The organism is Rhodospirillum centenum SW (assembly GCF_000016185.1).
In the GTDB taxonomy this organism is placed as follows: domain Bacteria; phylum Pseudomonadota; class Alphaproteobacteria; order Azospirillales; family Azospirillaceae; genus Rhodocista; species Rhodocista centena.
This window is the reverse complement of the sequence record NC_011420.2, coordinates 904,092-927,017: the sequence shown is the minus strand read 5'-3', so window position 1 is coordinate 927,017 and position 22,926 is coordinate 904,092. Positions and strand designations below refer to the sequence as shown.

Genomic DNA, 22,926 nt, shown 5'->3' with positions numbered 1-22,926 from the left:
CGCCGCCCCGGTCAGTCGAACAGGCTGTCGATGAAGGACTGGTCCACGCCCTGGCCGGAAAGCTGCGGCCCGTGCAGCAGGAACTTGTCCTCGTCGTCCTTCTTCACTTCCTCGACCACGTTGGGATGGCGGCGCTGCACCTCCTCCCCGAAGGCCAGCAGCAGCGCCTCGACCTTCGCCTCGATGTGCTTGAGCGCGCGCACCACCTTGGAGATGCGCTGGCCCGTGATGTCCTGGAAGTTGCACGCCTCGTAGATGCCGGTGGTGATCGTCATCAGCCGGTTCGAAACCTCGCCCGGCACCTCGCCCGACATGGCCATGATCTGGTCGCAGGCGTCCATGATTCGGTTGGTCGCCTCCTCCGTGTGGCCGACGACGGCATCAAGCTCGTCCGTGGCGCGGGGGATGTGCTCCTCGTGGATGTCGGTCGGCCGGATGGCCGCGATTTCCTTCTTGGCGTTGTTGATGTAGCGCGCCAGCGCCTCCAGCTCCGAATAGAGCTTCACCTCCGTCTGGCTGATGTCACCGCCCATCGAGGCGACGACGGAGGAGACGATCTCGGCGACCTCCTCACGGGTCAACGGCTGGCCGGCCTGGGTACGGGCGGAGTCCAGGCGCTCCTGGAGAACGGGGTCGGAAGCACGGATCATGGATCACCTCACCCAAGCGCGGTAACGGCCCGCGCGGCCATGCGGATACTGGACGGGAACCTGCGCACGCATTTTGCGGTCACTCCGGCAGGCTCGGCAGTTTCTTGCGGTCGGCCAGCATGATCGTCACCTCCTGCGCCCGCTTGGGGTCCATCGAGGCGAGGATCGGTGCGGCCTTGGTCTCCTTCATGCGGCTGAGCACGTTCAGCAGCACGGTATCGTCCAGCGCCTCGAAGATGGCGGCGGCTTCCTTCGGCTTCATCGTCTCGTAGATCTTGACGATGCTGTCGAGCTGGGCCTGCTGCTCCTCGTTCACGGTCCGCAGCAGGGCCTGGATCTCCCCGCGCAGGGTCTGGAGTTCGCCGATCTTCTGGTCGAGGCGCCGTTCCGCGACCTGCAACAGCGCCTCGCGCTGGTCGAGGTCGCGCGAACGCTGGTCGAGCTGTTCGCGCCGGTCCTGGAGGCGCTGGAGGATCTCCAGCTCCGAGGGCGTGAAGGTCTGGCCCGGCGGGGCAGAGGGTGCCTCGGGGGCGGCCGGCGGGGCGGACTCCGGGGCTGCCGGCTGTGCCGTGCCCTGCCCGGCCGTCTCCGCCGGCTTCGCCTGTCCGGCGTCGGCCACCTGGGTGCGGGTCTCCCGCGGCAGGCCGCCCGACGTGCCGGGATCGGCGACGGAGGACGCGATCTCCGGAAAGGCGGTGCCGGAGGCGACGGAGGTCCAGATGTCCACGACCCGCGCCCCCAGCAGCAGGACCGCGGCAAAGATCGTCAGCGGCAACAGCCGGAAGCGCGCGAACAGGCTGCGCGGCGGCGGCTTCGGCGCCGCGGCCGGCTTGCCCCCGCGGCGCGGTGCGGCCTTGGCGCGCGCCGGCGGCGGAGGGGGGGAACGGCGGGAGAGCGGGGCGGAGGTCATTGCCGCATGTTCTCCAGCGCCTGCAGCAGCTCACGCTCCGCCTTGGAGCGCGGTTCCGCGCCGCTGGCCGGAGCCGGGGCCGGGGCCGGGGCGGACGGCATGGCCGGGGCGGGCATCGGTTCATCCGCCGCAGCCGACGGCGGCGGCACCGGGCGGGCCTGCGGCGGCCGGGGCTGGGCCGGGCGCGGCGGCATGGCGACAGGAGCCGGCGCCGGCGCGGGGCGGACGGCGGCAGGCGGCATGGTGGCGGGAGCGATGGCCTGACGGGCGCGGCCCGAGGCCACCTCCAGCCGGTTGGCCAGCCCGTCGGCCGCCTGCACGATGATCTCCAGCTCCTCCTTCAGGGTCTGGGCCCGGTCCAGCAGGGACTGGAGATGCTCGCCGGATTCGCCGGCGGCCTTGCGCATGCCGCGCACGCTGGCGTCGGCCTGGGCCGTGGCCTCGGCAAAGCCCTTGACCAGCCCCTCCAGCTCGGCCCGACTGTCCTTGACGGCGGAGAGCTGGCGGTTGAGGCGGACGGCATAGACGATGGTGGCGACCAGAAGCCCGATCACGACCACGTCCAGCAGCAGGGAAAGAAGGCCAGACATCATGGCTGCTGCTCCGGCTTGGGGGCTTCGCGGTCGATACGCACGGCGATGTTGCCGCCCTTGCGGCCCATGCGGCCGAGGAACATGGGAACGTCGCCGCAGCGCAGTTCGATGGTGTCGTCCGGGGCCACGTTCAGCAGCACGCGGCTGCCGATGCGCCAGTTCAGGACGTCGTAGAGGGACAGGGTGATTTCGTCGAGCACGGCGGAAAGATGCACGTCGGTCATCCACAGCTCACTGGCGAGGTGCGTCTCCCAGATGCTGTCACGTCCGAATTTCTCGCCCATGAACATCTGGAGCAGCAGCTCGCGCACCGGCTCCAGCGTCGCGTAGGGGATCAGCAGTTCCAGCCGGCCGCCGCGGTCCTCCATGTCGATGCGCAGCTTGACCAGCACGGCGGCGTTGGCCTGGCGCGCGATGGTGGCGAAGCGGGGATTGGTCTCCAGCCGGTCGAAGCGGAAGGTGACGGGCGAGAGCGGATCGAAGGCGGCCGACAGGTCGGAGAGCACGACATGGACCATGCGCTCGACCAGATTGCGCTCGATGGTCGTGTAGGGCCGCCCCTCGATGCGCATCGCCGCGGTGCCGCGCCGGCCGCCCAGCAGCACGTCCACGATCGAGTAGATCAGCGCCGAATCGATGACCATCAGGCCGTAATTGTCCCACTCCTCCGCCTTGAACACGGCCAGCATCGCGGGCAACGGAATGGAGTTCAGGTAATCGCCGAAGCGCACCGAGCTGATCTGGTCCAGCGACACCTCCACGTTGTCGGAGGTGAAGTTGCGCAGGCTGGTGGACATCATGCGCACGAGGCGGTCGAACACCACCTCCAGCATGGGCAGGCGTTCGTAGTTGACGAGCGCCGAGTTCACCAGCGCCATGACGCCGGTATTGTCGCCGTCGCCGGCGCCGTCCCGGTCGAAGCCGAGCAGGCTGTCGATCTCGTCCTGGTTCAGGACGCGGGTCGCCCCGCCCCCGCCGCCCATCTCGCCGAAGCTGTCGTCGCCACCGCCCCCGCCGCCCTCGTCCGCGAGGGCGGCCCACTCGGCAGCCATACGCTCTTCTTCGCTAAGCTCCGGACCCGCCATGGTTACCCCTCGCCCCCCGGCATCACTGTACCAGAATTTCCTGGATCAGCACGTCCTGCACGCGTGTGGGGTAGGCCGCGGTATTGACCCGCATCAGGAGTTCTTCACGCAGACGGTAGACGCCGGCCGACCCGTTCAGGTCGTCCACCCGCAACTCACGCAGATAGACCTGGAAGGTGTCGGTGATGCGCGGCAGCACCGCGGTCACGGCCGGCACGTCCAGGGCCGAGCACAACTCCAGCTTGATGTTGAGCTTCAGGAACTGCGGGCGCCGTTCCTTGGTGTTGAGGTTGACCAGGACGTCGGGGAAATCGACGAAGGCCGGCGGTCCCTTGCACTCGGCGGGGGGAGCGGCATGCGTCTCCTCCTCCTCGGCATGTTCCTCGTCCCCCTTGTGCAGGATACCGGAGAAGACGACGCCGGCAGCCGCGGCACCGATCACCAGGATCGGCAGCACGATGAAAAGGACGATCTTCTTGCCGCTGAGCTTCTTGCGCGGGAGTTCCTGTTCGGTTCCGCCGCCATCCGTTTCGATGGCCGTCATGGCGTCTTCGTCCCCTCCTGGCCCCGATACGCGCGTCCCCGCCTCCGGGTAAAAGCGCGTACCACAAAAGACCGCGCACCCGCGCGGTAATCCGTTTTAATCATGGGGTGGTTAACAAGGGCTTTCAACAATTTCCAGGCCCCTGCTGCGAAGAAGTATGAGGCGGGAGTCCGCCCCGGGCGCCACCGGCACCTTCCCGCAGACACCCCCGGGCCCCCTCTGCACCAGCATAAGGAGAATTGGTAGCGGAACCGTTACAGTGCGGGGACGGCCATGGCGACTCCGCCGCCATTGTGCATCGCAGCTTAACCGCCCCCGCCGTTGGTGGTAGGCTTTCCCGGCCCAGGGTCCCCGCGAGGGGCTGGATCATCAAGGGGGACGGGCATGGGAATCCACGTCGCGCTGAACCACCGGACGGTCTACCGGTACGACAGGCGGATTTCCCTGGGGCCGCAGATCGTGCGGCTGCGCCCGGCGCCGCACTGCCGCACGCCGATCCTCTCCTACTCGCTGAAGGTCACGCCGAAGCAGCACTTCCTGAACTGGCAGCAGGACCCGCAGTCGAACTGGCTGGCGCGCTTCGTCTTCCCGGAGAAGACGACCGAGTTCACGCTGGAGGTGGACCTCGTGGCCGACATGGCGGCCATCAACCCGTTCGACTTCTTCCTGGAGCCGCAGGCCGAGCGCTTCCCCTTCGTCTACGAGCCGTGGCTGCACCGGGAGCTGCGCCCCTTCCTGGAGACGGAAGAGCCGGGGCCGCTGCTGACGCGGCTGCTCGCCACCATCGACCGGGCGAGCCAGCCGACCGTGGGCTTCCTGGTCGGGCTGAACCAGCGGCTGCAGGAGGCGATCCGCTACGTCATCCGGCTGGAACCGGGGGTGCAGAACTGTGAGGAGACGCTTGCGCGGGGCAAGGGCTCCTGCCGCGACAGCGCCTGGCTGCTGGTGCAGGTGCTGCGGCACCTGGGGCTGGCCGCCCGTTTCGTCTCCGGCTACCTGATCCAGCTCACCCCCGACGTGAAGCCGCTGGAAGGGCCGGAGGGGCCGTCGGCCGACTTCACCGACCTGCACGCCTGGACCGAAGTCTACCTGCCCGGCGCCGGCTGGATCGGGCTGGACCCGACCTCCGGCCTGCTGGCGGGCGAAGGGCACATCCCGCTGGCGGCGACGCCCGACCCGGCCAGCGCGGCACCCGTCGCCGGAGGGCTGGACGCCTGCGAGGTGTCGTTCGAGCACCACATGCAGGTGACCCGCATCCGCGAGCAGCCGCGGGTCACCAGACCCTATGCACCCGAGCAGTGGGCCGCCATCGACGCGCTGGGCCGCCGCATCGACCGCGACCTGGCCGATGGCGACGTGCGCCTGACCATGGGCGGGGAACCGACCTTCGTCGCCATCGACGACATGGACGGGGCGGAATGGACGGTGGCGGCGCAGGGGCCGACGAAGCGGCTGCTGGGCGGCGACCTGATCCGCCGGCTGAAGACCCGCTTCGGCCCCGGCGGCGTGCTGCATTTCGGCCAGGGCAAGTGGTATCCGGGCGAAAGCCTGCCGCGCTGGGCCCTGCATCTCTGGTGGCGGCGCGACGGCGATGCGCTGTGGACCCACGCCGAGTACCAGGCCGACGAGCGCCGCGACTACGGTTTCGGCCTTGCCGAGGCCGAGCGGTTCATGGCGGCGCTGGCCGCACGGCTGGGCGTCCCGGTGGACTACGCGCGGGCGACCTACGAGGACCCCTGGCACCATCTCCGCCAGGAGCGGGCACTTCCGGTGAATGTCGATCCCACCGACTCCCGCCTGGACGACCCGGAGGAGCGGGCGCGGCTGGCGCGGGTGTTCGAGCGCGGCCTCGACACCCCCATCGGCTTCGCCCTGCCGCTGAACCGCCGGCATGAGGCGCACGGCCCGGTCTGGCTGTCCAGCCCGTGGCCGACGCGCAGCGACCGGCTGTTCCTGGTGCCCGGCGACAGCCCCGTGGGCTACCGGCTGCCGCTGGGCAGCCTGCCCTGGGTGGCCCCCGACGACCGCCCCTGGTCCTGGGAGCAGGACCCGTTCGACGACCGCGCCCCCCTGCCCGCGCACGCCGATCTGGCTCAGCGCGCCGAGCTGAAGGGCCGGACGGAGCCCGTCCACCGCGGCGGCCCCATCCGCATGGCCGACGTGCGCGACGGCGCGCGCGCTTCGGAGGACCGCATCCCGGACCGGGGCGAGAGCGCCTGGTGGGTGGTGCGGACGGCCCTGTGCGTGGAGCCGCGCGACGGGCGCCTCTACGTCTTCCTGCCGCCCACCGGCGTCCTGGAGGACTGGGTCGAGCTGCTGGCCGCCGTCGAGGCGACGGCGGTGGCACTGGACCTGCCGGTGGTGCTGGAAGGCTATCCGCCGCCGAAGGACCCGCGCCTGAACGGCATCGCCGTGACGCCGGACCCCGGCGTGATCGAGGTCAACATCCATCCCGCCCACGACTGGGACGAGCTGGCCCGGACCACGACGGCGCTCTACGAGGATGCGCGGCAGAGCCGGCTGGGCACGGAGAAGTTCGCGCTGGACGGCCGGCATGTCGGCACCGGCGGCGGCAACCACATCGTCGTGGGCGGGGCGACGCCGGCGGACAGCCCGTTCCTGCGCCGGCCGGACCTGCTGCGCTCGCTGCTGACCTACTGGCAGAACCACCCCGCCCTGTCCTACCTGTTCTCCGGCCTGTTCATCGGGCCGACCAGCCAGCACCCGCGGGTGGACGAGGCCCGGCACGACAGCCTGTATGAACTGGAGATCGCCTTCGGCGTGCTGGACGGGGCCGGGCCGGACTGCCCGCCCTGGCTGGTGGACCGGGCGCTGCGGCACCTGCTGGTGGACGTGCAGGGCAATACCCATCGCACCGAATTCTGCATCGACAAGCTCTATTCGCCGGACAGCGCGACCGGCCGGCTGGGCCTGCTGGAGCTGCGCAGCTTCGAGATGCCGCCGCACGCGCAGATGAGCCTCGTGCAGCAGTTGCTGCTGCGCGCGTTGATCGGCTGGTTCTGGCGCGAGCCCTGGCGGGCCCGGCTGGTGCGCTGGGGCACGGAGCTGAACGACCGCTGGATGCTGCCGCATTTCGTGATCCAGGACATGCAGGACGTGGTGGCCGACCTGCGCGCCGCAGGCTACGGCTTCGAGGAGTCCTGGTTCGCGCCGCACACCACCTTCCGCTTCCCGGTGATCGGGCAGGTCAGCCACCGCGGCCTGACGCTGGAACTGCGCACGGCGCTGGAACCCTGGCACGTCCTGGGCGAGGAACCGGGTGGTGGCGGCACCGTGCGCTATGTGGACAGCTCGCTGGAGCGGGTGCAGGTGCGCCTGACCGGAGCCCCCGGCGAGCGCTACGCCGTCGCCTGCAACGGCCGCCGGGTGCCGCTGCGCCCCACCGGCACGGAGGGCGAGGCCGTGGCCGGCGTGCGCTTCCGCGCCTGGCAGCCGCCCAACTGCCTGCACCCGACGATCGGGGTGCATGCGCCCCTGGTCTTCGATATCCTGGACACCTGGACGGGCCGGTCGATCGGCGGCTGCACCTACCATGTGGCGCATCCGGGGGGACGCAACTTCACCACCTTCCCGGTCAACGCCAACGAGGCGGAGGGCCGTCGGCTGGCGAGATTCTTCCCGTTCGGGCACACGCCGGGGCCGATGAGCGTTCCTGCCGGGACGCCCAATCCCGATTTCCCCCTGACGCTGGATCTCCGCCTTGGCTGATCCCGCCGCGATGCTGCCCCAGGTCGCCGTCTCCCGCCCGGAGGCGCAGCCCTCCCTGTTCGGGGAGGCGGACGCGCCGGGCTACGGTGCCGGCACCGTCTGGGACGAGATGGTCACCGGCACGGGCCGGCTGCGTCCGCACTGGCAGGGCTTCTTCTCCGCGCACGGCCCGTTCGCGCCGGAGGTGATGGCGCAACGCTGGGAGGCAGCGCGGCGGCTGCTGTTCCAGAACGGGGTGACCTACAACCTGTACGGCGACGGTGGCGACGCCCAGGGACACGAGCGGCCCTGGCCGCTGGACCCGATCCCGCTGCTGCTGCCGGCGGAGGAGTGGCGCGCCATCGCCGACGGCGTGATGCAGCGCGCCCGCCTGCTGGAGACCGTGCTGGCCGATCTCTACGGCGGCCAGTCGCTGGTGCGCGGCGGCGTCATCCCGGCCGCCCTGCTGCACGCCGATCCCGGCTTCCTGCGCGCCTGCCACGGGGTGGAGCCGCCCGGCGGGGTGCGGCTGGTGCTCTACGCCGCCGATCTGGTGCGCGGTGGCGACGGCGTCTGGCGCGTGCTGGCCAGCCGCACCCAGTCCCCGACCGGGGCCGGCTATGCGCTGGAGAACCGGGTCATCCTGAGCCAGACGCTGCCGGATGTCTTCCGCGCCTGCAACGTGGACCGGCTGGCCCCCTTCTTCGAGGCGCTGCGCGACACGCTGGTGCGGATCGCCCCGCGCGCCTCCGGTCCCGACGGGACGCCGCGGGCCGTGCTGCTGACCCCCGGCCCCCTGAACGAAGCCTATTTCGAGCATGCCTATCTGGCCCGCCATCTGGGTCTGACCCTGGCGGAAGGCGCGGACCTGACGGTGCGCGACCAGGCCGTCTACCTGAAGACCCTGTCCGGGCTGGAGCGGGTGGACGTGATCCTGCGCCGGGTGGACGACGGCTTCTGCGATCCGCTGGAACTGCGGGCCGACAGCGCGCTGGGCGTGCCGGGACTGCTGGAGGCGGTGCGGGCCGGCAGCGTGGCCGTGGCCAACGCCCTGGGATCGGGCCTGACGGACAGCCCCGCCCTGATCCCCTGGATGCCGGCTCTGTGCCGGCACCTGCTGGGCGAGGACCTCTGCCTGCCGGACGTGCCGACGCTCTGGGCCGGGGAGCCGGGGCAGCGCCGCGAGATGCTGGCGACGCTGGACCGGCTGTCGCTCCGCCCCGCCTTCTCCGCCCTGCCCGGCCGGCCGGTGCTGGGCAGCGAACTGGACCGGACCCGGCGCGCGGCGCTGGCCGGCCGTATCGAGGCCGGCCCCGTCCGCTGGGTCGGACAGGCCATCGCCCCGCCTTCGACCGCGCCGGTCTGGCGCGACGGCACGGTGGAGGCGCAGCCGCTGGTGCTGCGCGTCTTCGCCTGCGCCACCGGATCGGGCTGGACCGTGATGCGCGGCGGGCTGGTGCGCATCTCCGCCGATCCCCGGCACCCGTCCGTCTCCTTGCAGGAGGGCGCCGGCGCCAAGGACGCCTGGGTCGTCGGCTCCGGTCCGGATACGGGAGGCCGCCGCCGGAACCAGGTGCCGGAGGCCGGGCAGCGGGAACCCGTCCCCGTCTCCGGCAGCCTGCCCAGCCGCGCCGCCGACCATCTGTTCTGGCTGGGCCGCTATGCCGAGCGGGCCGACGCGCGGGTGCGCGTGCTGCGCGCCGCGGCGGCCCGGCTGGTGGAGGAGGACCGGCCCGGCGCCACGGAGGAGCTGCTGCCGCTGCTGCGCCTGATGGGCTGGATCGGGCTGGTGCCGACGGCGATCGCCGCCCTGCCGCCGGCGGACAGCGCCCGCGGCATCCGCCAGTCCATCGAGATCGCCTTCGACCCGGCCAACCCCGGCGGGCTGCGCGCGGCCCTGGACCGGCTGCGCCGGGCCGCCGTCGGCGTGCGCGACCGGCTGCCGCCGGAACTGTCGCGGGTGCTGGCGCAGCTCGACGCGCTGACGGCCGACGCTCCCGGCGGCGGGCTGGCCGCCGCGATGCTGCGGCTGGACGATCTGGCGACGGCGATGGCGGCGCTGGCCGGGCTGGAGCAGGACGGCATGGTGCGCAGCCCCGGCTGGCGCTTCCTGGTGCTGGGCCGCCGGCTGGAGCGGGCGATCGGCATCGCCGCGGGGCTGCGCGGCACCGGGCTCCTGAGCGGAAGCACGGCCCCGCACCCGGCCCTGGCCGTGCTGCTGGAGCTGGCCGCGTCGGGCGGGGAGTACCGTGCCCGCTTCCCCGCCGGACTGCGGACGGCGCCGGCCCTGTCGCTGCTGCTGGCGGAGTCCGACCACCCCCGCTCGCTGCTCTACCAGCTCGACGCCGTGGCGGCACAGCTCGTCTCCCTGCCCCGCACGGAGACGGAGCAGGAGGCCCGGCCGCCGGTGGAGACGGCGCTGGGCCTGCTGCACGACCTGCTGTTCCAGGCGATGCGCGAGGATACCGGCCGCGACCCGGCCGTGCTGCTGCATCTGGTGGAGCGGCTGGACACCGTCCTGCCCCAGATCTCCGACCTGATCTCCCAGGCCTATTTCAGCCATGCCTTCGCCCGTGCCACCTGACGCGCCCGCCATTCCCGCCCCGGACGCCGTCCCTGCCGCTGCCGTGCGCTACCGCTGCCGGCACGTCACCCGCTACGCCTATGGCGAGCCGGTGACCTCCTCCCAGCTCCTGGCGCATCTGGCCCCACGGCCGCATCCGCGGCAGACGGTGCAGGGCGCGGCCCTGGTCCTGGCGCCACAGCCGGCCGTGGCCGTGGACCGGCTGGACTGGTTCGGCAACCCGGTGACCTATGCCGCCGTGCAGACGCCGCACCGGGACCTGACCGTCACCGCCGAGCTGGAGGTGGAGGTGCGCGCCCCCGCCCTGTCCGACCCGGCCCTGACCCCGGCCTGGGAGGCGGTGCGCGACGCCGCCCCCGACCTGCCGGAGACGGCGGAGTACCTCTACGCCAGCCCGCGCGTGCCGGCCCCGGACGAGGCGCTGGCCGGCTTCGCCCTGCCGAGCTTCCCGGAGGCCCGGCCCGTGGCCCTGGCCTGCCTGGACCTGATGCACCGGATCAACGCCGACTTCGCCTTCGACCCGACGGCGACGACGGTCAGCACGCCGGTACGGGAGGTGCTGGCGCAGCGCCGCGGCGTCTGCCAGGACTTCGCCCATCTGATGATCGGCGCCCTGCGCGCCCTTGGGCTGCCGGCCCGCTATGTCAGCGGCTATCTGCGCACCGAGCCGCCGCAGGGGGCAGCCTCCTGGCGCGGGGCGGCGGCGGGCCATGCCTGGGTGCAGGCCTGGTGCGGAACCGCTGACGGCTGGCTGGACCTGGACCCGACGAACGATGTCACCGCCGGGCTGGACCATGTCACGCTGGGCTGGGGCCGCGACTACGACGATGTCTGCCCGCTGCGCGGCGTCATCCTGGGCGGCGGGATGCACACGCTGACGGTGGAGGTGCGGGTGGAGCCGCTGTCAGCCGCCGGCTGACGCCGATCCGCCCGGCGGCACCGCTGCGAAGGCCCCGGCCCAGCCGGCGAGCGCCTCGCGCACCCCGACCCTGCCGAACCCCGCCATGTAGGCCGCCGTCGCCGACAGATAGACGGCCTTGTGCCGCGCCCGCCACGCCGCGAACGACCACGGCTCCGTCCCGACCTGCACCGTGTCGGCGCTGGCACAGACCAGGGCGGTGACCGGACCGTCGCGCCGGCAGCGCACCGTGTGGCCGCGCAGGATCTGGTGCAGCCCCTCGAAATACTGCACCCGCTCCCGCTCGTGGGGGGAGCGCAGCGGCAGCAGCAGGCCCGCCACCGCCCCGCCCGGATCGGGAACGACCGCCGGATAGACCTCCCCCGCCACGCGCAGGCGCCGGTGGTCCGGCAGGATGGCCGGACGTGCCTCCGCATCCGGGCTCGCGCGCCCGAGCACGAGCGCACGCACGTCCGCATCCATCAGGGTCCCGAAGGCGAAGAGCAGCATGACGGGAAAGGTAGCAGGTGCTGCCTCCGCCGGGGAAGAGGCGCCCGTCTGCGCAGTCCCGGAAAGCTATATGATTGATACGATCTATCGGTTGTGTTATCCGGAAGGTACAAACCCACCCCACAACCGACCGAGGGAGCGACGCATGCCCTATGTTCTGGCACCGGGGGCGAATGCCCAGGCCATCGCGGAACGGGAGTACGCCTCCGATCCGCGACAGGTGATGTTCACCGGCTTCAGCTCCTGCATCGGGGTGCTGTCGCTGCGCAACGGGCAGGTGACGGGCGTCCACCTCTCCATCTCGGCGCCGGACAGGTCGCTCTTCGACAATGCCGCCGCCGACCAGGTGGTGGCCGCGGTCGGCGCCTGGCAGCAGATCAAGGTGATCGGCCAGATCGCCTTCTGGGAGAACCCAGCCAACGGCGTCAGCGCGGCCTATGCCTATCTGATCCAGCAGCTCAACGTGCCACAGGCCGATATTTACCCGCTGGCCGACGGCACCTATGGCGGGGAGAACGACAACGGCACGCTGGAACTGACCTACTGACGGGCCTCCGCGTCCGACGCCGCAGCCTTACGCCGCCTTGAGGCGGTCGCCGCCTCACGCCGCCTTGAGGCGATCGACGAAGGCGGCGACGGCGGCGCGGAGCTGGGCCACCTCGTCGGCCAGTTCGCCGGCGGCACCGACGACCTGCCCGACATGCCCGCCGGTATCCCGCGCCGCGGCTGCCACCTCGGAGATGGTGGCGGACACGGCGCGGGTGCCGTTGGAGGCGTCGGTGACGTTGCGGGCGATCTCCCGCGTTGCCGCGTCCTGCTGCTCGACCGCGGCGGCGACGCCGGCCGCGATCTCGTTCAGCCGGTCCATGGTGCCGCTGATCTGGCCGATGGCGGTGGCGGCTTCCGTCGCCACGGCCTGGATGGCGGCGATCTGCTGGGTGATCTCCTCCGTCGCGCGGGAGGTCTGGTTGGCAAGGCTCTTGACCTCGCCGGCCACCACCGCGAAGCCCTTGCCCGCCTCCCCGGCCCGGGCCGCCTCGATCGTGGCGTTCAGCGCCAGCAGGTTCGTCTGCGAGGCGATGGAGCCGATCAGGTTCACCACCTCCCCGATGCGGCTGGCGGCATCGTTCAGGCCGGCCACGGTCCGGTTGGTGCGGCGGGCATCGGCCGTGGCGACCTCCGCCATGCGGCTGCTCTCCGCGACGCGGGCGGTCAGCTCGCGGATGGTGGCGGCGAGCTGCTCGGCCGCGGCGGCAACGCTCTCCACGCCGGCGGCAGCCTGACCGGCCGACTGCGAGACGGCCTCCGTGCGGGAGCCGGTCCGGCGCACGAGATCACCCATGGCGGTGGCGCTGTCCCGCATGCCCTGGGCCGCCCCGGCCACCTGGTCGATCAGCCCGCCGACCTCCGTCTGGAAGCGGCTGCCGACGCTGGCGAGAGCCGTGCGCCGCTCCTGGCTGGCGCGGGCGTCAGCCTCGGCCTGCCGGCTGGACAGTTCGGCCATGCGACGGGTGTTCTCCTGGGCCTTGGCGACGGCCTCGTCGGACTGATGCAGCAGCCGGCGCAACGTCCGGGTCACCCAGATCAGCATGCCGCATTCCAGCACCACGATCAGGGCATGCAGCAGAACGCGGGAGAACCGGGCACCGTCGGGGAAGACGGCGTAGGGCATCACGAAGTTCAGGGTCAGGTGGTGGACCGCCGTGACCGCCGCCGCCACCAGGATCACCCGCCAGTCGCAGTAGACGGCCAGCATGGCGAAGACGGCGAAGAAGTACATGTGCAGGTCGATCTGCCAGGGACCGGCCGCCTTCGCCACCAGAAGCGCCACCATGCCCACCATGCCGACGGCAACCATGAAGCTGGTCGCCTCCCCGTCGCGGTCGAGCCACAGGCTGAGGGTCACCGCGGCGGCGATCAGGGCGGCCAGCGCCTCATGCCCCCAGCCGCCGGTGCCGTTCAGCCAGCCGACCAGCATCAGGACCGGCAGATGCGCCCAGAGCGCGCCCGCGAAGAGGCGGTTGCCGATCCGGCGGAGCCGGAGAAACTCGTTGTCGGTGGCCATCAGGCGTCCCATCCCTCGGGTCAAGATTGCTCCGTCGCCCGGCATCCGCCGGCGGCGATCGGGTCCAGCAGAAGAAGAAGGCCGGCCGCGTGCAGCCGGACGGTCAGCCCGGGCCGGTCGGAGCGCACCACCCAGATGAAGGAGGCGCCCCCGGCGCGGACCGGCACGGCGTCCGCCGCCTCCAGCGCCGCGAACCGGCTCGCGGCCGTGCTCCACGGGCTGAAGACGACCGCAACCTCTGCCGCGCCGGGGGCAGGTCCCGCCGACACGAGAGCGACCGCGGGCCAGGTGCAGAGAAGAAGTGCCAGGGCGGGGAGGAAGGTGCGCACGATCGCGGGGCCGGAGTCCGGTGCTGGTTTCGAGCATCCGGGCTGAAATGACATCGCCCCTGCAAAAGGAAAGCGGCACCACGCCTACCCGAATGGATAGGAGCATGGTCTGCCGGTTCTATTGAGATTTCCCTAATAAAAACCCCCGGATCATCCGATCCGGGGGCGGGTACGCTTTGAAACGGCGATGGGAAAGATCATGCCGCCTGGGTGGTAACAAGACGGTTCTGTTCCCGGGTCTTCATGAAACGGATCTCGGGGAAATCCTCCTGCGCCCGGTTGAGCTGCCAGCCGTTGCGGGCAAGATAGACCAGCGCCCCGTCATGATCCTCGGCCAGATCGGCGCGGCGGCTGTCCACGAAGGACTTCAGCTTCACCGGATCGTCGCATTCGACCCAGCGGGCGCTGTCGTAGCCGGCCGTCTCGAACCGGGCCTTCAGGTCGTATTCCGCCTCCAGCCGGGCAGCCAGCACCTCGAACTGGAGCGGACCGACGACACCGACCACCCAGTCCGCCCCGACCAGCGGTTTGAAGACCTGGGACGCCCCCTCCTCCGCGAAATGCTCCAGCGCCTTGCGCAGGTGCTTCACCTTCATGGGATCGTCCAGGCGCACGCGCTGCAACAGTTCGGGCGCGAAGCTGGGCACGCCGGTGTAGCGCAGCTCCTCCCCCTCGGTCAGGGTGTCGCCGATGCGCAGCGTGCCGTGGTTGGGAATGCCGATGATGTCGCCGGGAAAGGCGTCCTCGGCCAGTTCGCGGTCGCGGGCCAGGAACAGCACGGCGTTGTTCACCGCCAGCAGCTTGCCCGAGCGCATGTGCTTGAGCTTCGTGCCGCGCCGGAAATGGCCCGAGCAGAGGCGGAAGAAGGCGATGCGGTCGCGGTGGTTGGGGTCCATGTTGGCCTGGACCTTGAAGACGAAGCCGGTGACCTTCCCCTCCACCGGCTCGACGGCGCGGCCGTCGGCCTTCTGCGGCCGCGGCGGCGGCGCGTACTCGGCCAGCCCCAGCAGCAGCTCGCGCACACCGAAATTGTTGATGGCGGAGCCGAAGAAGACCGGGGTCTGATGCCCGGCGCGGTAGGTCTCCAGATCGAAGGGCGGGCAGAGGCCGCGGATCATCTCCACGTCCTCGCGCAGCTTCGCCGCCAGATCCGCGGGGACCAGCTCGTCGATCCGGGGATCGTCCACGCCCGTGCAGACGATGCCTTCGGAAGCGACGTCACCCTGCCGCCGGTCCATCAGGATCAGCCGGTCGCGGATCAGGTCGTAGCAGCCCTTGAACTCCGAACCCGAGCCGATCGGCCAGGAGGCAGGCGTCACCTCAAGCTGGAGATCGCTCTCGATCTCGTCCATCAGTTCGAACGGATCGCGCGCCTCCCGGTCCATCTTGTTGACGAAGGTGGCGATGGGCACGTCGCGCAGGCGGCAGACCTCGAACAGCTTGCGGGTCTGGCTCTCGATGCCCTTGGCGGCGTCGATCACCATGACCGCGCTGTCCACGGCCGTCAGCGTCCGGTAGGTGTCCTCGGAGAAGTCCTCGTGGCCCGGCGTGTCCACCAGGTTGAAGGTGCGGCCGGCATAGTCGAAGTTCATCACCGAGGCGGTGACGGAGATGCCGCGCTCCCGCTCCACCTTCATCCAGTCCGAGCGCGCGCGCCGCTGTTCGCCGCGCGCCTTCACGGCGCCCGCCATCTGGATGGCGCCGCCGAACAGCAGCAGCTTCTCGGTCAGGGTGGTCTTGCCGGCGTCCGGGTGCGCGATGATCGCGAACGTGCGGCGCTTGCGGACCTCTTCCTCAAGGATGTTGGCGGGCATGGGGACGCTCTGGGTCGGTTCTCATGGCGCGGATACCGCGCAGTGATCTAGCCGATGCGCCCGGAAATTCGAAGCCCCGGAAAGCCGGGACGCCGGAAATCCGGACCCGCACCGCCGGCCGGCGGCGATAGGGCGGCCAAGGGGGCGGTACAGGCCGCCCCCCGGACTCATGCGTCAGGCCGGACGGCGACGGCTCATCGGAGCCGAGCCGGCATCCTGGCGGAAGCTCCGGGCCGGACGCTCGCTGTGGCCGCGCTCCCCGTGGGGACGGTGCTCGCCATGCGGCCGGTCGCCCCGCGGCCGGTCGTTGCGGAACCGCTCGCCCTGGGGACGGTCGCCGTGGGGACGATCCCCGAAGGAGCGCTCGCCGTGGGGCCGATCGGCATGCGGGCGGTCACCGTGCGGACGGTCACCCTGCGGGCGATCCCCGAACGGACGGTCCCCGAAGGACCGCTCGCCGTCCCGGCGCTCGCCCCAGGGGCGGTTGCCGCGGTAGCCGCCCCCCCCGCCATTGCCGCCGCCGAAGCCGCGACCCTTGAAGCCCGGCTTGCCACCACCCGGCCGGCCCTTGTTGAAGCCGCCCGGCCGACGCTCCGGCTCCGGCATCGGCTCCAGGCCCGGCAGGACATGCATGTCGGCCGCCTTGTTGGTGTAGGCCTCGATGGCGCGGACCTGCCGCCACTCCATGCGGGTGAACAGGCTGTAGCTGACGCCGCTGGCCCCCGCCCGGCCGGTGCGGCCGATGCGGTGGACATAATCCTCGGCCTGCTTCGGCAGGTCGAAGTTGATGACATGGGTCAGATCGGCGATGTCGATGCCGCGGGCGGCCACGTCGGTCGCCACGATCACGTTGATGCGGCCGTCGCGCAGCCACTGGACGACGCGGTTGCGGTCGCGCTGCTGCATGTCGCCGTGCAGCGGCATCGCCTTGTGGCCCTTCTCCGACAGGGTGTCGGCCAGCCGGTCGGCATCCAGCTTGGTGGCGATGAAGACGATGCCCTTGCCGAACTCTTCCCCGCCCAGCAGGGTCTCAAGCAGCCTGTGCTTGTGCTCCAGCCCGTCGGCGCGCAGCCAGCGCTGCTCCACCTGGGCGGTGACGACAGCCTTGCCGGCCACGTCGATGCGCACCGGGTCGCGGGTCAGGGTCTGGGCCAGCCGTTCCGCCGTGCGGTCCAGCGTGGCGGTGAACAGCAGGGTCTGCCGCTCCGCCGGGCAGGCGGCGGCGATGAACTCCACGGCCTCGCGGAAGCCCATGTCGAGCATCCGGTCGGCCTCGTCCAGCACCAGGACCTCCACGCCCGACAGGTCCAGCCGGCCGCGCTCCATGTGGTCCATCAGGCGGCCGGGGGTGGCGACGATCAGGTCCACGCGCCGGCGCAGCATCTCAAGCTGCTGCCGGTAGGGCATGCCGCCCAGGATCGTGCCGGTCTGGATGCGGCCGAACTTGGAGAGGTTGCGCACGCTCTCCAGCACCTGCGAGGCCAGTTCGCGGGTCGGGGTCAGGACCAGGACGCGCGGGCCCCAGGCCGCCTCGGCCCGGGCGGTGGTGGCGATGCGCTGCAGGGACGGCAGCACGAAGGCCGCGGTCTTGCCGGTGCCGGTGTTGGCGGAGGCGACAACGTCGCGGCCGGTCAGTGCCGCCGGCAGCGCCTGCTGCTGGATCGGCGTCGGCGTGGTGAAGCCAAGCTCCTCCACGGCCTTCAGGAGATGGGGAAGCAGACCGAGATCGGAAAAGGAAACGGAACCAGTCACGTCAACCATACCTTTCGAACAAGCGCCACCCCACCCGGACCAAGGGTCCGGATGCGACGGCGCAGGACGGCGCCCGGCCGGATCCTACCGGACAGGTGCGCCGCGATTGCGCAAAGAGCGGCTCGGCTTGTTCGGAGAGCGAGGGACACGCCGCACGGTGGCGGCGGACAGGCACGACCCGAAAATCTCGACGGGGCGATGCGGTGGCGCCGGTTGCGAAAACGGAACGGCGCCGGGGCCCCTCAGCCACTCGGTGACGGCTTCATATGGACCAAGCCGGCGGAGGATTCCAGTGTTTTCCGCATACCGCGCAGGGTCGGGCCGCGCAGGGCTGCATGTCGCGGGGCGCAGGCAGCCCGCGCAACGCGGTTGCCGATGAGAACAAAACGGGTACAATCGGACACCTGAAACCGGAGACATGCGGAGAACGGGGATGCCCAGGCCGAGGGGGGACGCGCCGGGAGCCGATGCCGGCGCCGTGGTGACGGCGCTGTGGGAGGGCATGGCCGCCCGCCACTGGGACACCGTGCGCCGGCTGGTGGCCGAGGAACTGGTGGTGGAATGGCCGCAGACGCGGGAGCGAATCCGGGGGGCCGACGCCTTCGTCGCGCTCAACCGCCGCGAGGCGGGCGAGCGGCGGGTCCAGCTCGGGGAGGTGGTCGCCAGCGGCGACCGCGCGGCGGCCCGGGTCCGCATCACGACGGGCCGGGCGGTCCTGCTGTGCAGCGGCTTCTACCGGCTGCGCGACGGCCTGATCGCGGAGGCCGTGGAGACCTTCGCCGAATCCGCCAGCCCGCCGGGTGACCGTATCCATCTGGCGGAGCGGTATTAGGGAGTCCGCGGGTGCCCTTCCCGTCCCGCCACGGGACGGCCAGAATACCCGCCCCGCCCGGACGCAGGACAGGCCCCCGCGAAGAGGGCTGCCGGGCGGCAGCAACGACCAGGGAGCTTCCATGTCCACTGTCATGTCCGCCGATCCTTCCGCCGTTCCCTCACCCGCCGCCTTCCCGTCCACCGGCCCGCGCCGGTCCGCCCGCCGGCTGCTGGCCGGTGCGGCGCTGGCCGGGCTGTTCGCCCTCGCCGGCACGGCCCCTGCCGCGGCGCAGACCGCACCGGCCAGCCCCGCCCCGCCGGGGCCGGTGACCCTGATCCATGCCGGCACCCTGCTGGCCGTGCCGGGGGAGAAGCCGGCGACGCAGCAGACCATCGTCGTGCGCGACGGCAAGGTGGCTGAGATCCGCGCCGGATTCGCGCAGCCGGCGGACATCCAGGCGCCCGATGCGCAGGTGGTGGACCTGCGCGATGCCTTCGTCCTGCCCGGGCTGATCGACAGCCATGTCCACATCATCTTCGAGCTGGGACCGGACAGCCAGCTCCGCAGCGTCACCGACGACCCGGAGCGGTCGATCCTGGACGGCACGGTGTTCGCCGAGCGTACCCTGATGGCCGGCTTCACCACCGTGCGCGATGTCGGCTCCAGCGCCCGCACGGGCGTGGCCCTGCGCGACGCCATCGCCGCCGGCAAGGTGCGCGGCCCCACCCTGCTGGTCGCCGGCCAGGGGCTGGCCGTCACCGCCGGGCACGGCGACATCAACGGCTTCAACGAGAGGGTCACGGAGGCCCTGTCCGACAGCCGTCTCAATGTCTGCGACGGTGGCGATGCCTGCCGCCAGGCCGTGCGCGAGCAGGTGCGGCGCGGGGCCGACCTGATCAAGCTGTCCGCCACCGGCGGCGTGCTGAGCCAGATCGCCGCCGGCACCGGCCAGCAGATGTTCGACGACGAGCTGCGCTCCATCGTGGAGACGGCGCACATGATGGGACGCAAGGTCGCCGCCCATGCCCACGCGGCCGACGGCATCAACGCCGCCCTGCGCGCCGGCGTGGACAGCGTGGAGCACGGCAGCTACCTGGACGATGAATCGATCAAGCTGTTCCGCCAGACCGGCGCCTATCTGGTGCCCACCCTGCTGGCCGGCAAGACGGTGGTGGACATGGCGAACCGGCCCGGCGCCATGTCGCCGGCCGTCAAGCGCAAGGCCCTGACCGTGGGGCCGATGATGCAGCGCAACTTCGCCCGCGCCGCCAAGGCCGAGGTGAAGATCGCCTTCGGCACCGACAGCGGCGTCAGCGCCCACGGCATCAATGCGCAGGAGTTCAAGCTGATGGTGGATGCCGGCCTGTCCCCGATGGACGCCATCCGGGCGGCAACGGTGAACGCTGCGGACCTGCTGGGCATCGCCGACCGCGCCGGCAGCCTGGAGCCCGGCAAGGATGCCGACATCATCGCCGTGTCCGGCAGCCCGCTGGACGCCGTGACGGTGCTGGAATCAGTGGACTTCGTCATGCGCCGCGGCACCATCCACAAGATGGAAGGCCGCCGCACCCCGTTCGAACCGAAGGGCTGAGCGGGGCGGAAACGGCGCGCCTGTCCGCGGCGGCAGGCGCGCCGGACCGCAGGCCCTACTCCGCTGCCTCCAGATCCCCGCCATCCTTGGGGGCGTCCCCCCGGGAACCGCCTTCCCGGGAAGCATCCGGAAGGGGGGGCGCAGCTTCCGCCGGCTCGGCGCTGCCGGGCAGCACCGGCGTCACGCCCCAGATCTCGCTCGCATACTCCTTGACCGTGCGGTCGGCGGAGAACCAGCCCACCGAGGCGGTGTTCAGGATCGCCCGGCGAGTCCACCCGGTACGGTCGCGGTACAGCTCCACGGCGGCGGCGTGGGTGTTGCAGTACTCCTCGAAGTCCGCCGTCACCAGGAAGTGGTCGGTGTTGTAGAGGCTCTCCACGATCGGCCGGAACCGTTGCGGATCGTCGGGCGAGAAGACGCCGGAAGCGATCATGTCCAGGGCCCGCTTCAGCCGCGGGTTGGTGGCGATCACCTCGCGCGGGTGGAAGGCCCCGCCCTGGCGCAGTTCGCGCACTTCGTCCGCCGTCAGGCCGAAGATGAAGATGTTGTCCGCCCCGACATGCTCGCGGATCTCGACATTGGCGCCGTCCAGCGTGCCGATGGTCAGCGCACCGTTCAGCGCCAGCTTCATGTTGCCGGTGCCCGACGCCTCCATCCCCGCCGTGGAGATCTGCTCCGACAGGTCGGCGGCGGGCATGATCACCTCCGCCTGGGTGACGTTGTAGTTGGGCAGCATCACCACCTTGAGCGCGCCGCGCACCACGGGGTCCTGGTTGATGACGGTGGCGACGTCGTTGATCAGTTTGATGATCAGCTTCGCCATCTGGTAGCTGGGCGCCGCCTTGCCGGCGAAGATCTTGGTGACGGGCACCCATTCCTTCGTCGGGTTGTCCCGGATGTCGTTGTAGAGCGCCACCGTCTGGAGAAGGTTGAGGAGCTGGCGCTTGTATTCGTGGATGCGCTTGACCTGCACGTCGAACAGGCTGTCCACGTTCACGTCCACCTGGACATGGCGGGCGATGTAGGCGGCCAGCCGCTTCTTGTTCTGGCGCTTGGCCCGGCGGAACTCCTCCTGGAAGGTCTCGTCGTCTGCCTTGGGCTTGAGATCGGCCAGCAGTTCCAGGTCGGTGATCCAGCTCTGCCCGATGCGGCTGCTGATCAGCCTGGCCAGGGGCGGATTCGCCTGATGCAGCCAGCGCCGGGGCGTGATGCCGTTGGTCTTGTTGACGATGCGGTCGGGGAACTCCTGGTGGAGGTCTGCGAACACGGTCTGCTTCATCAGGTCCGTGTGCAGGGCCGAAACGCCGTTGACCTTGTGGCTGCCCAGGAAGGCCATGTTGCCCATGCGCACACGGCGGTCGCCGTGCTCGTCGATCAGGGACAGGCGCTGGATGCGGGCCAGATCGCCCGTGGACCGCTTGGCCCGTTGCAGGAAGCGGGCATTGACCTCGTAGATGATCTGCATGTGCCGCGGCAGCACCCGCTCCACCAGCCGCACGGGCCACGCCTCCAGCGCCTCCGGCAGCAGGGTGTGGTTGGTGTAGCTGAAGGTGCGGGTGGTGATGTCCCAGGCGTGCTCCCACTCCAGCCCGTGCTGGTCCACCAGCAGGCGCATCAGTTCGGCGATGCCGATGGCCGGATGCGTGTCGTTGAGCTGGATCGCCGCCTTCTCCGGCAACTGGTCGAAGCTGCTGTGATACTGGCCGTAGCGGCGCAGCACGTCCTGGATGGAGGCGCTGGTGAAGAAGTACTCCTGCTTGAAGCGCAGCTCGCGCCCCACCTCCGTCGCGTCGTTGGGGTAGAGCACCCGCGACAGGTTCTCCGACAGCACCTTCTGCTCGACCGCCTTCAGATAGTCGCCCTCGTTGAAGTGGCCGAAGTTGAAGTCGCTGGTCGCGCGGGCGGACCACAGGCGCAGCGTGTTGATGGTCTGCCCGCCGAAGCCCACCACCGGCGTGTCGAACGCCATGGCGAAGACCTTTTCGGTGTCGGCCCAGCGATAGGATTTGCGGCCGCTGCCGTCGCGCACCTCCTCCACCCGGCCGTAGAACTGGATCGGGTAGAGCACCTCCGGCCGCGGGAACTCCCAGGGGTTGCCGAAGCGCAGCCAGTTGTCCGGGTACTCGACCTGCCAGCCATGCTCGAAGCGCTGCTCGAACAGGCCGTATTCATAGCGGATGCCGTACCCGAAGCCCGGCAGGTGATGCGTCGCCATGCTGTCCAGGAAACAGGCCGCGAGCCGGCCGAGGCCGCCGTTGCCCAGGGCCGGGTCCGGCTCCACCTCGATCACATCGTCCAGACGCACGCCGATGCCGTCGGCCGCCACCCGGCAGGCATCCATGATGCCGAGGTTGGCGAGGCTGTTGGTCAGCAGGCGGCCGACCAGGAACTCCATGCTCAGATAGTAGACCCGCTTGGCATCCTGGGCGTAGACGGCGCGGGTGGTGTCCATCCAGCGATCGACGACGCGGTCCCGCACGGCCAGAGCGGCCGTGGCGAACCAGTCCCTCCGTGTCGCGGAGCGCAGATCCTTTCCGACCGAATAGACAAGCCATTCAACGAAGGAGCGCTTCAGCGCCTCGACATCCAGAGATTTGCGACCGATCTCGCGCGGCTTGGTTCGAACATCCATGGGCGTCGACTCTTCCTTGTCAGCAGTCTGTACCACCGGCCGCGACATCATGGTGCGCGGAGCAGCAGAACTATGCTTGGCGACGATATGGTTAAAGCTCCATTGACCGAACAGCCAGCAGGCCACCGATACCCCATTGCGCACCGGTCCCGGTCCGTTGGCAACAGAATTCGGGTCCTGGGAGCGCCGCCCTGCCGCTCCTTCCGATAAACCCCGACCGTTCGCCCGGGGGAGTCCGGCGCCCCGCTCGCCTTCCGGAGGATTAACTAAGGAACTTACGGAATTTCAAGACACTGACGCCGATTCTTGTAACGGGAACGGAACATCGCCGACCGCCTCCCGTTACCCTGCCGACGACGCCAAGCGCCGTAGCACTTCTGAGACCTGCGAGGTTCCGTCTGCGCGGACCGAAGTGACCGGGAGGCAACAATGTCACCCAAGGCCGGA

At 70.7% G+C, this 22,926-nt stretch carries 17 protein-coding genes; 6 read left to right on the top strand and 11 right to left on the bottom strand.

Annotated features, from left to right (window positions below):
• Positions 1 to 11 precede the first annotated feature (11 nt).
• The 5 genes from RC1_RS04180 to RC1_RS04160 all read right to left on the bottom strand — a co-directional run bounded on the left by RC1_RS04180 (position 12) and on the right by RC1_RS04160 (position 3,782).
• Positions 12 to 650 carry a protein phosphatase CheZ gene (locus tag RC1_RS04180; protein WP_012566102.1) on the bottom strand — a complete coding sequence of 213 codons (639 nt, stop codon included), beginning with the start codon at positions 648 to 650 and terminating at the stop codon, positions 12 to 14.
• 79 nt (positions 651 to 729) lie between these two features.
• Entirely contained in the window at positions 730 to 1,560 is an 831-nt protein-coding gene (locus RC1_RS04175; protein WP_012566101.1) for a MotE family protein, read from the bottom strand.
• Positions 1,557 to 2,153 carry a DUF6468 domain-containing protein gene (locus tag RC1_RS04170; RefSeq protein ID WP_012566100.1) on the bottom strand — a complete coding sequence of 199 codons (597 nt, stop codon included), beginning with the start codon at positions 2,151 to 2,153 and terminating at the stop codon, positions 1,557 to 1,559. The genes RC1_RS04175 and RC1_RS04170 overlap by 4 nt, the downstream gene beginning before the upstream one ends.
• Positions 2,150 to 3,238 (bottom strand): flagellar motor switch protein FliM, encoded by a 1,089-nt coding sequence (gene fliM / locus RC1_RS04165; protein ID WP_012566099.1) that lies wholly within the window; start codon positions 3,236 to 3,238, stop codon positions 2,150 to 2,152. The genes RC1_RS04170 and fliM overlap by 4 nt, the downstream gene beginning before the upstream one ends.
• A 22-nt stretch (positions 3,239 to 3,260) precedes the next feature.
• A complete protein-coding gene (locus RC1_RS04160; protein ID WP_012566098.1) occupies positions 3,261 to 3,782 on the bottom strand; it encodes a flagellar basal body-associated FliL family protein in 522 nt (173 codons plus the stop codon).
• Between the two features lie 384 nt (positions 3,783 to 4,166).
• On the opposite strand from RC1_RS04160, the gene RC1_RS04155 reads away from it, so the two are divergent.
• From RC1_RS04155 to RC1_RS04145, 3 genes are read left to right on the top strand one after another with little or no spacing between them, the layout of a single operon-like run.
• Positions 4,167 to 7,511, top strand: coding sequence for a transglutaminase family protein (locus tag RC1_RS04155; protein ID WP_012566097.1), 3,345 nt, complete (start codon positions 4,167 to 4,169; stop codon positions 7,509 to 7,511).
• Positions 7,504 to 10,074: a circularly permuted type 2 ATP-grasp protein gene (locus RC1_RS04150; protein WP_234703828.1), complete on the top strand. Its 2,571-nt coding sequence runs from the start codon at positions 7,504 to 7,506 to the stop codon at positions 10,072 to 10,074. The genes RC1_RS04155 and RC1_RS04150 overlap by 8 nt, the downstream gene beginning before the upstream one ends.
• The gene (locus RC1_RS04145; protein WP_012566095.1) at positions 10,064 to 10,993 is read left to right on the top strand and encodes a transglutaminase family protein; all 930 of its coding nucleotides are present in this window, start codon (positions 10,064 to 10,066) and stop codon (positions 10,991 to 10,993) included. The genes RC1_RS04150 and RC1_RS04145 overlap by 11 nt, the downstream gene beginning before the upstream one ends.
• Here RC1_RS04145 and RC1_RS19865 read toward each other — a convergent pair.
• Positions 10,979 to 11,482: a gamma-glutamylcyclotransferase family protein gene (locus RC1_RS19865; protein WP_012566094.1), complete on the bottom strand. Its 504-nt coding sequence runs from the start codon at positions 11,480 to 11,482 to the stop codon at positions 10,979 to 10,981. The genes RC1_RS04145 and RC1_RS19865 overlap by 15 nt on opposite strands.
• 145 nt (positions 11,483 to 11,627) lie before the next feature.
• Between RC1_RS19865 and RC1_RS04135 the strand changes: the two genes are divergently transcribed.
• Complete coding sequence (locus RC1_RS04135; RefSeq protein ID WP_012566093.1) at positions 11,628 to 12,029, top strand: hypothetical protein; 402 nt, start codon at positions 11,628 to 11,630, stop codon at positions 12,027 to 12,029.
• Between the two features lie 54 nt (positions 12,030 to 12,083).
• Here the strand turns inward: RC1_RS04135 and RC1_RS21935 are convergent, their stop codons facing one another.
• The 4 genes from RC1_RS21935 to RC1_RS04115 all read right to left on the bottom strand — a co-directional run bounded on the left by RC1_RS21935 (position 12,084) and on the right by RC1_RS04115 (position 17,442).
• Positions 12,084 to 13,547, bottom strand: a complete 1,464-nt coding sequence (locus RC1_RS21935) for a methyl-accepting chemotaxis protein (RefSeq protein WP_012566092.1) — start codon at positions 13,545 to 13,547, stop codon at positions 12,084 to 12,086.
• A 20-nt stretch (positions 13,548 to 13,567) separates the two neighbouring features.
• Positions 13,568 to 13,876: a hypothetical protein gene (locus RC1_RS21345; protein WP_049766641.1), complete on the bottom strand. Its 309-nt coding sequence runs from the start codon at positions 13,874 to 13,876 to the stop codon at positions 13,568 to 13,570.
• A gap of 197 nt (positions 13,877 to 14,073) precedes the next feature.
• The gene (locus RC1_RS04120; RefSeq protein ID WP_012566089.1) at positions 14,074 to 15,690 is read right to left on the bottom strand and encodes a peptide chain release factor 3; all 1,617 of its coding nucleotides are present in this window, start codon (positions 15,688 to 15,690) and stop codon (positions 14,074 to 14,076) included.
• Positions 15,691 to 15,864: 174 nt separating this feature from the next.
• Positions 15,865 to 17,442 (bottom strand): DEAD/DEAH box helicase, encoded by a 1,578-nt coding sequence (locus tag RC1_RS04115; RefSeq protein WP_184446263.1) that lies wholly within the window; start codon positions 17,440 to 17,442, stop codon positions 15,865 to 15,867.
• Positions 17,443 to 17,875: 433 nt separating this feature from the next.
• Between RC1_RS04115 and RC1_RS19860 the strand changes: the two genes are divergently transcribed.
• Complete coding sequence (locus tag RC1_RS19860; RefSeq protein WP_012566086.1) at positions 17,876 to 18,274, top strand: nuclear transport factor 2 family protein; 399 nt, start codon at positions 17,876 to 17,878, stop codon at positions 18,272 to 18,274.
• A 121-nt stretch (positions 18,275 to 18,395) separates the two neighbouring features.
• Positions 18,396 to 19,847, top strand: a complete 1,452-nt coding sequence (locus RC1_RS04105; RefSeq protein WP_012566085.1) for a metal-dependent hydrolase family protein — start codon at positions 18,396 to 18,398, stop codon at positions 19,845 to 19,847.
• A 55-nt stretch (positions 19,848 to 19,902) separates the two neighbouring features.
• Here the strand turns inward: RC1_RS04105 and RC1_RS04100 are convergent, their stop codons facing one another.
• A complete protein-coding gene (locus RC1_RS04100) occupies positions 19,903 to 22,479 on the bottom strand; it encodes a glycogen/starch/alpha-glucan phosphorylase (RefSeq protein WP_012566084.1) in 2,577 nt (858 codons plus the stop codon).
• Positions 22,480 to 22,926: the final 447 nt, after the last annotated feature.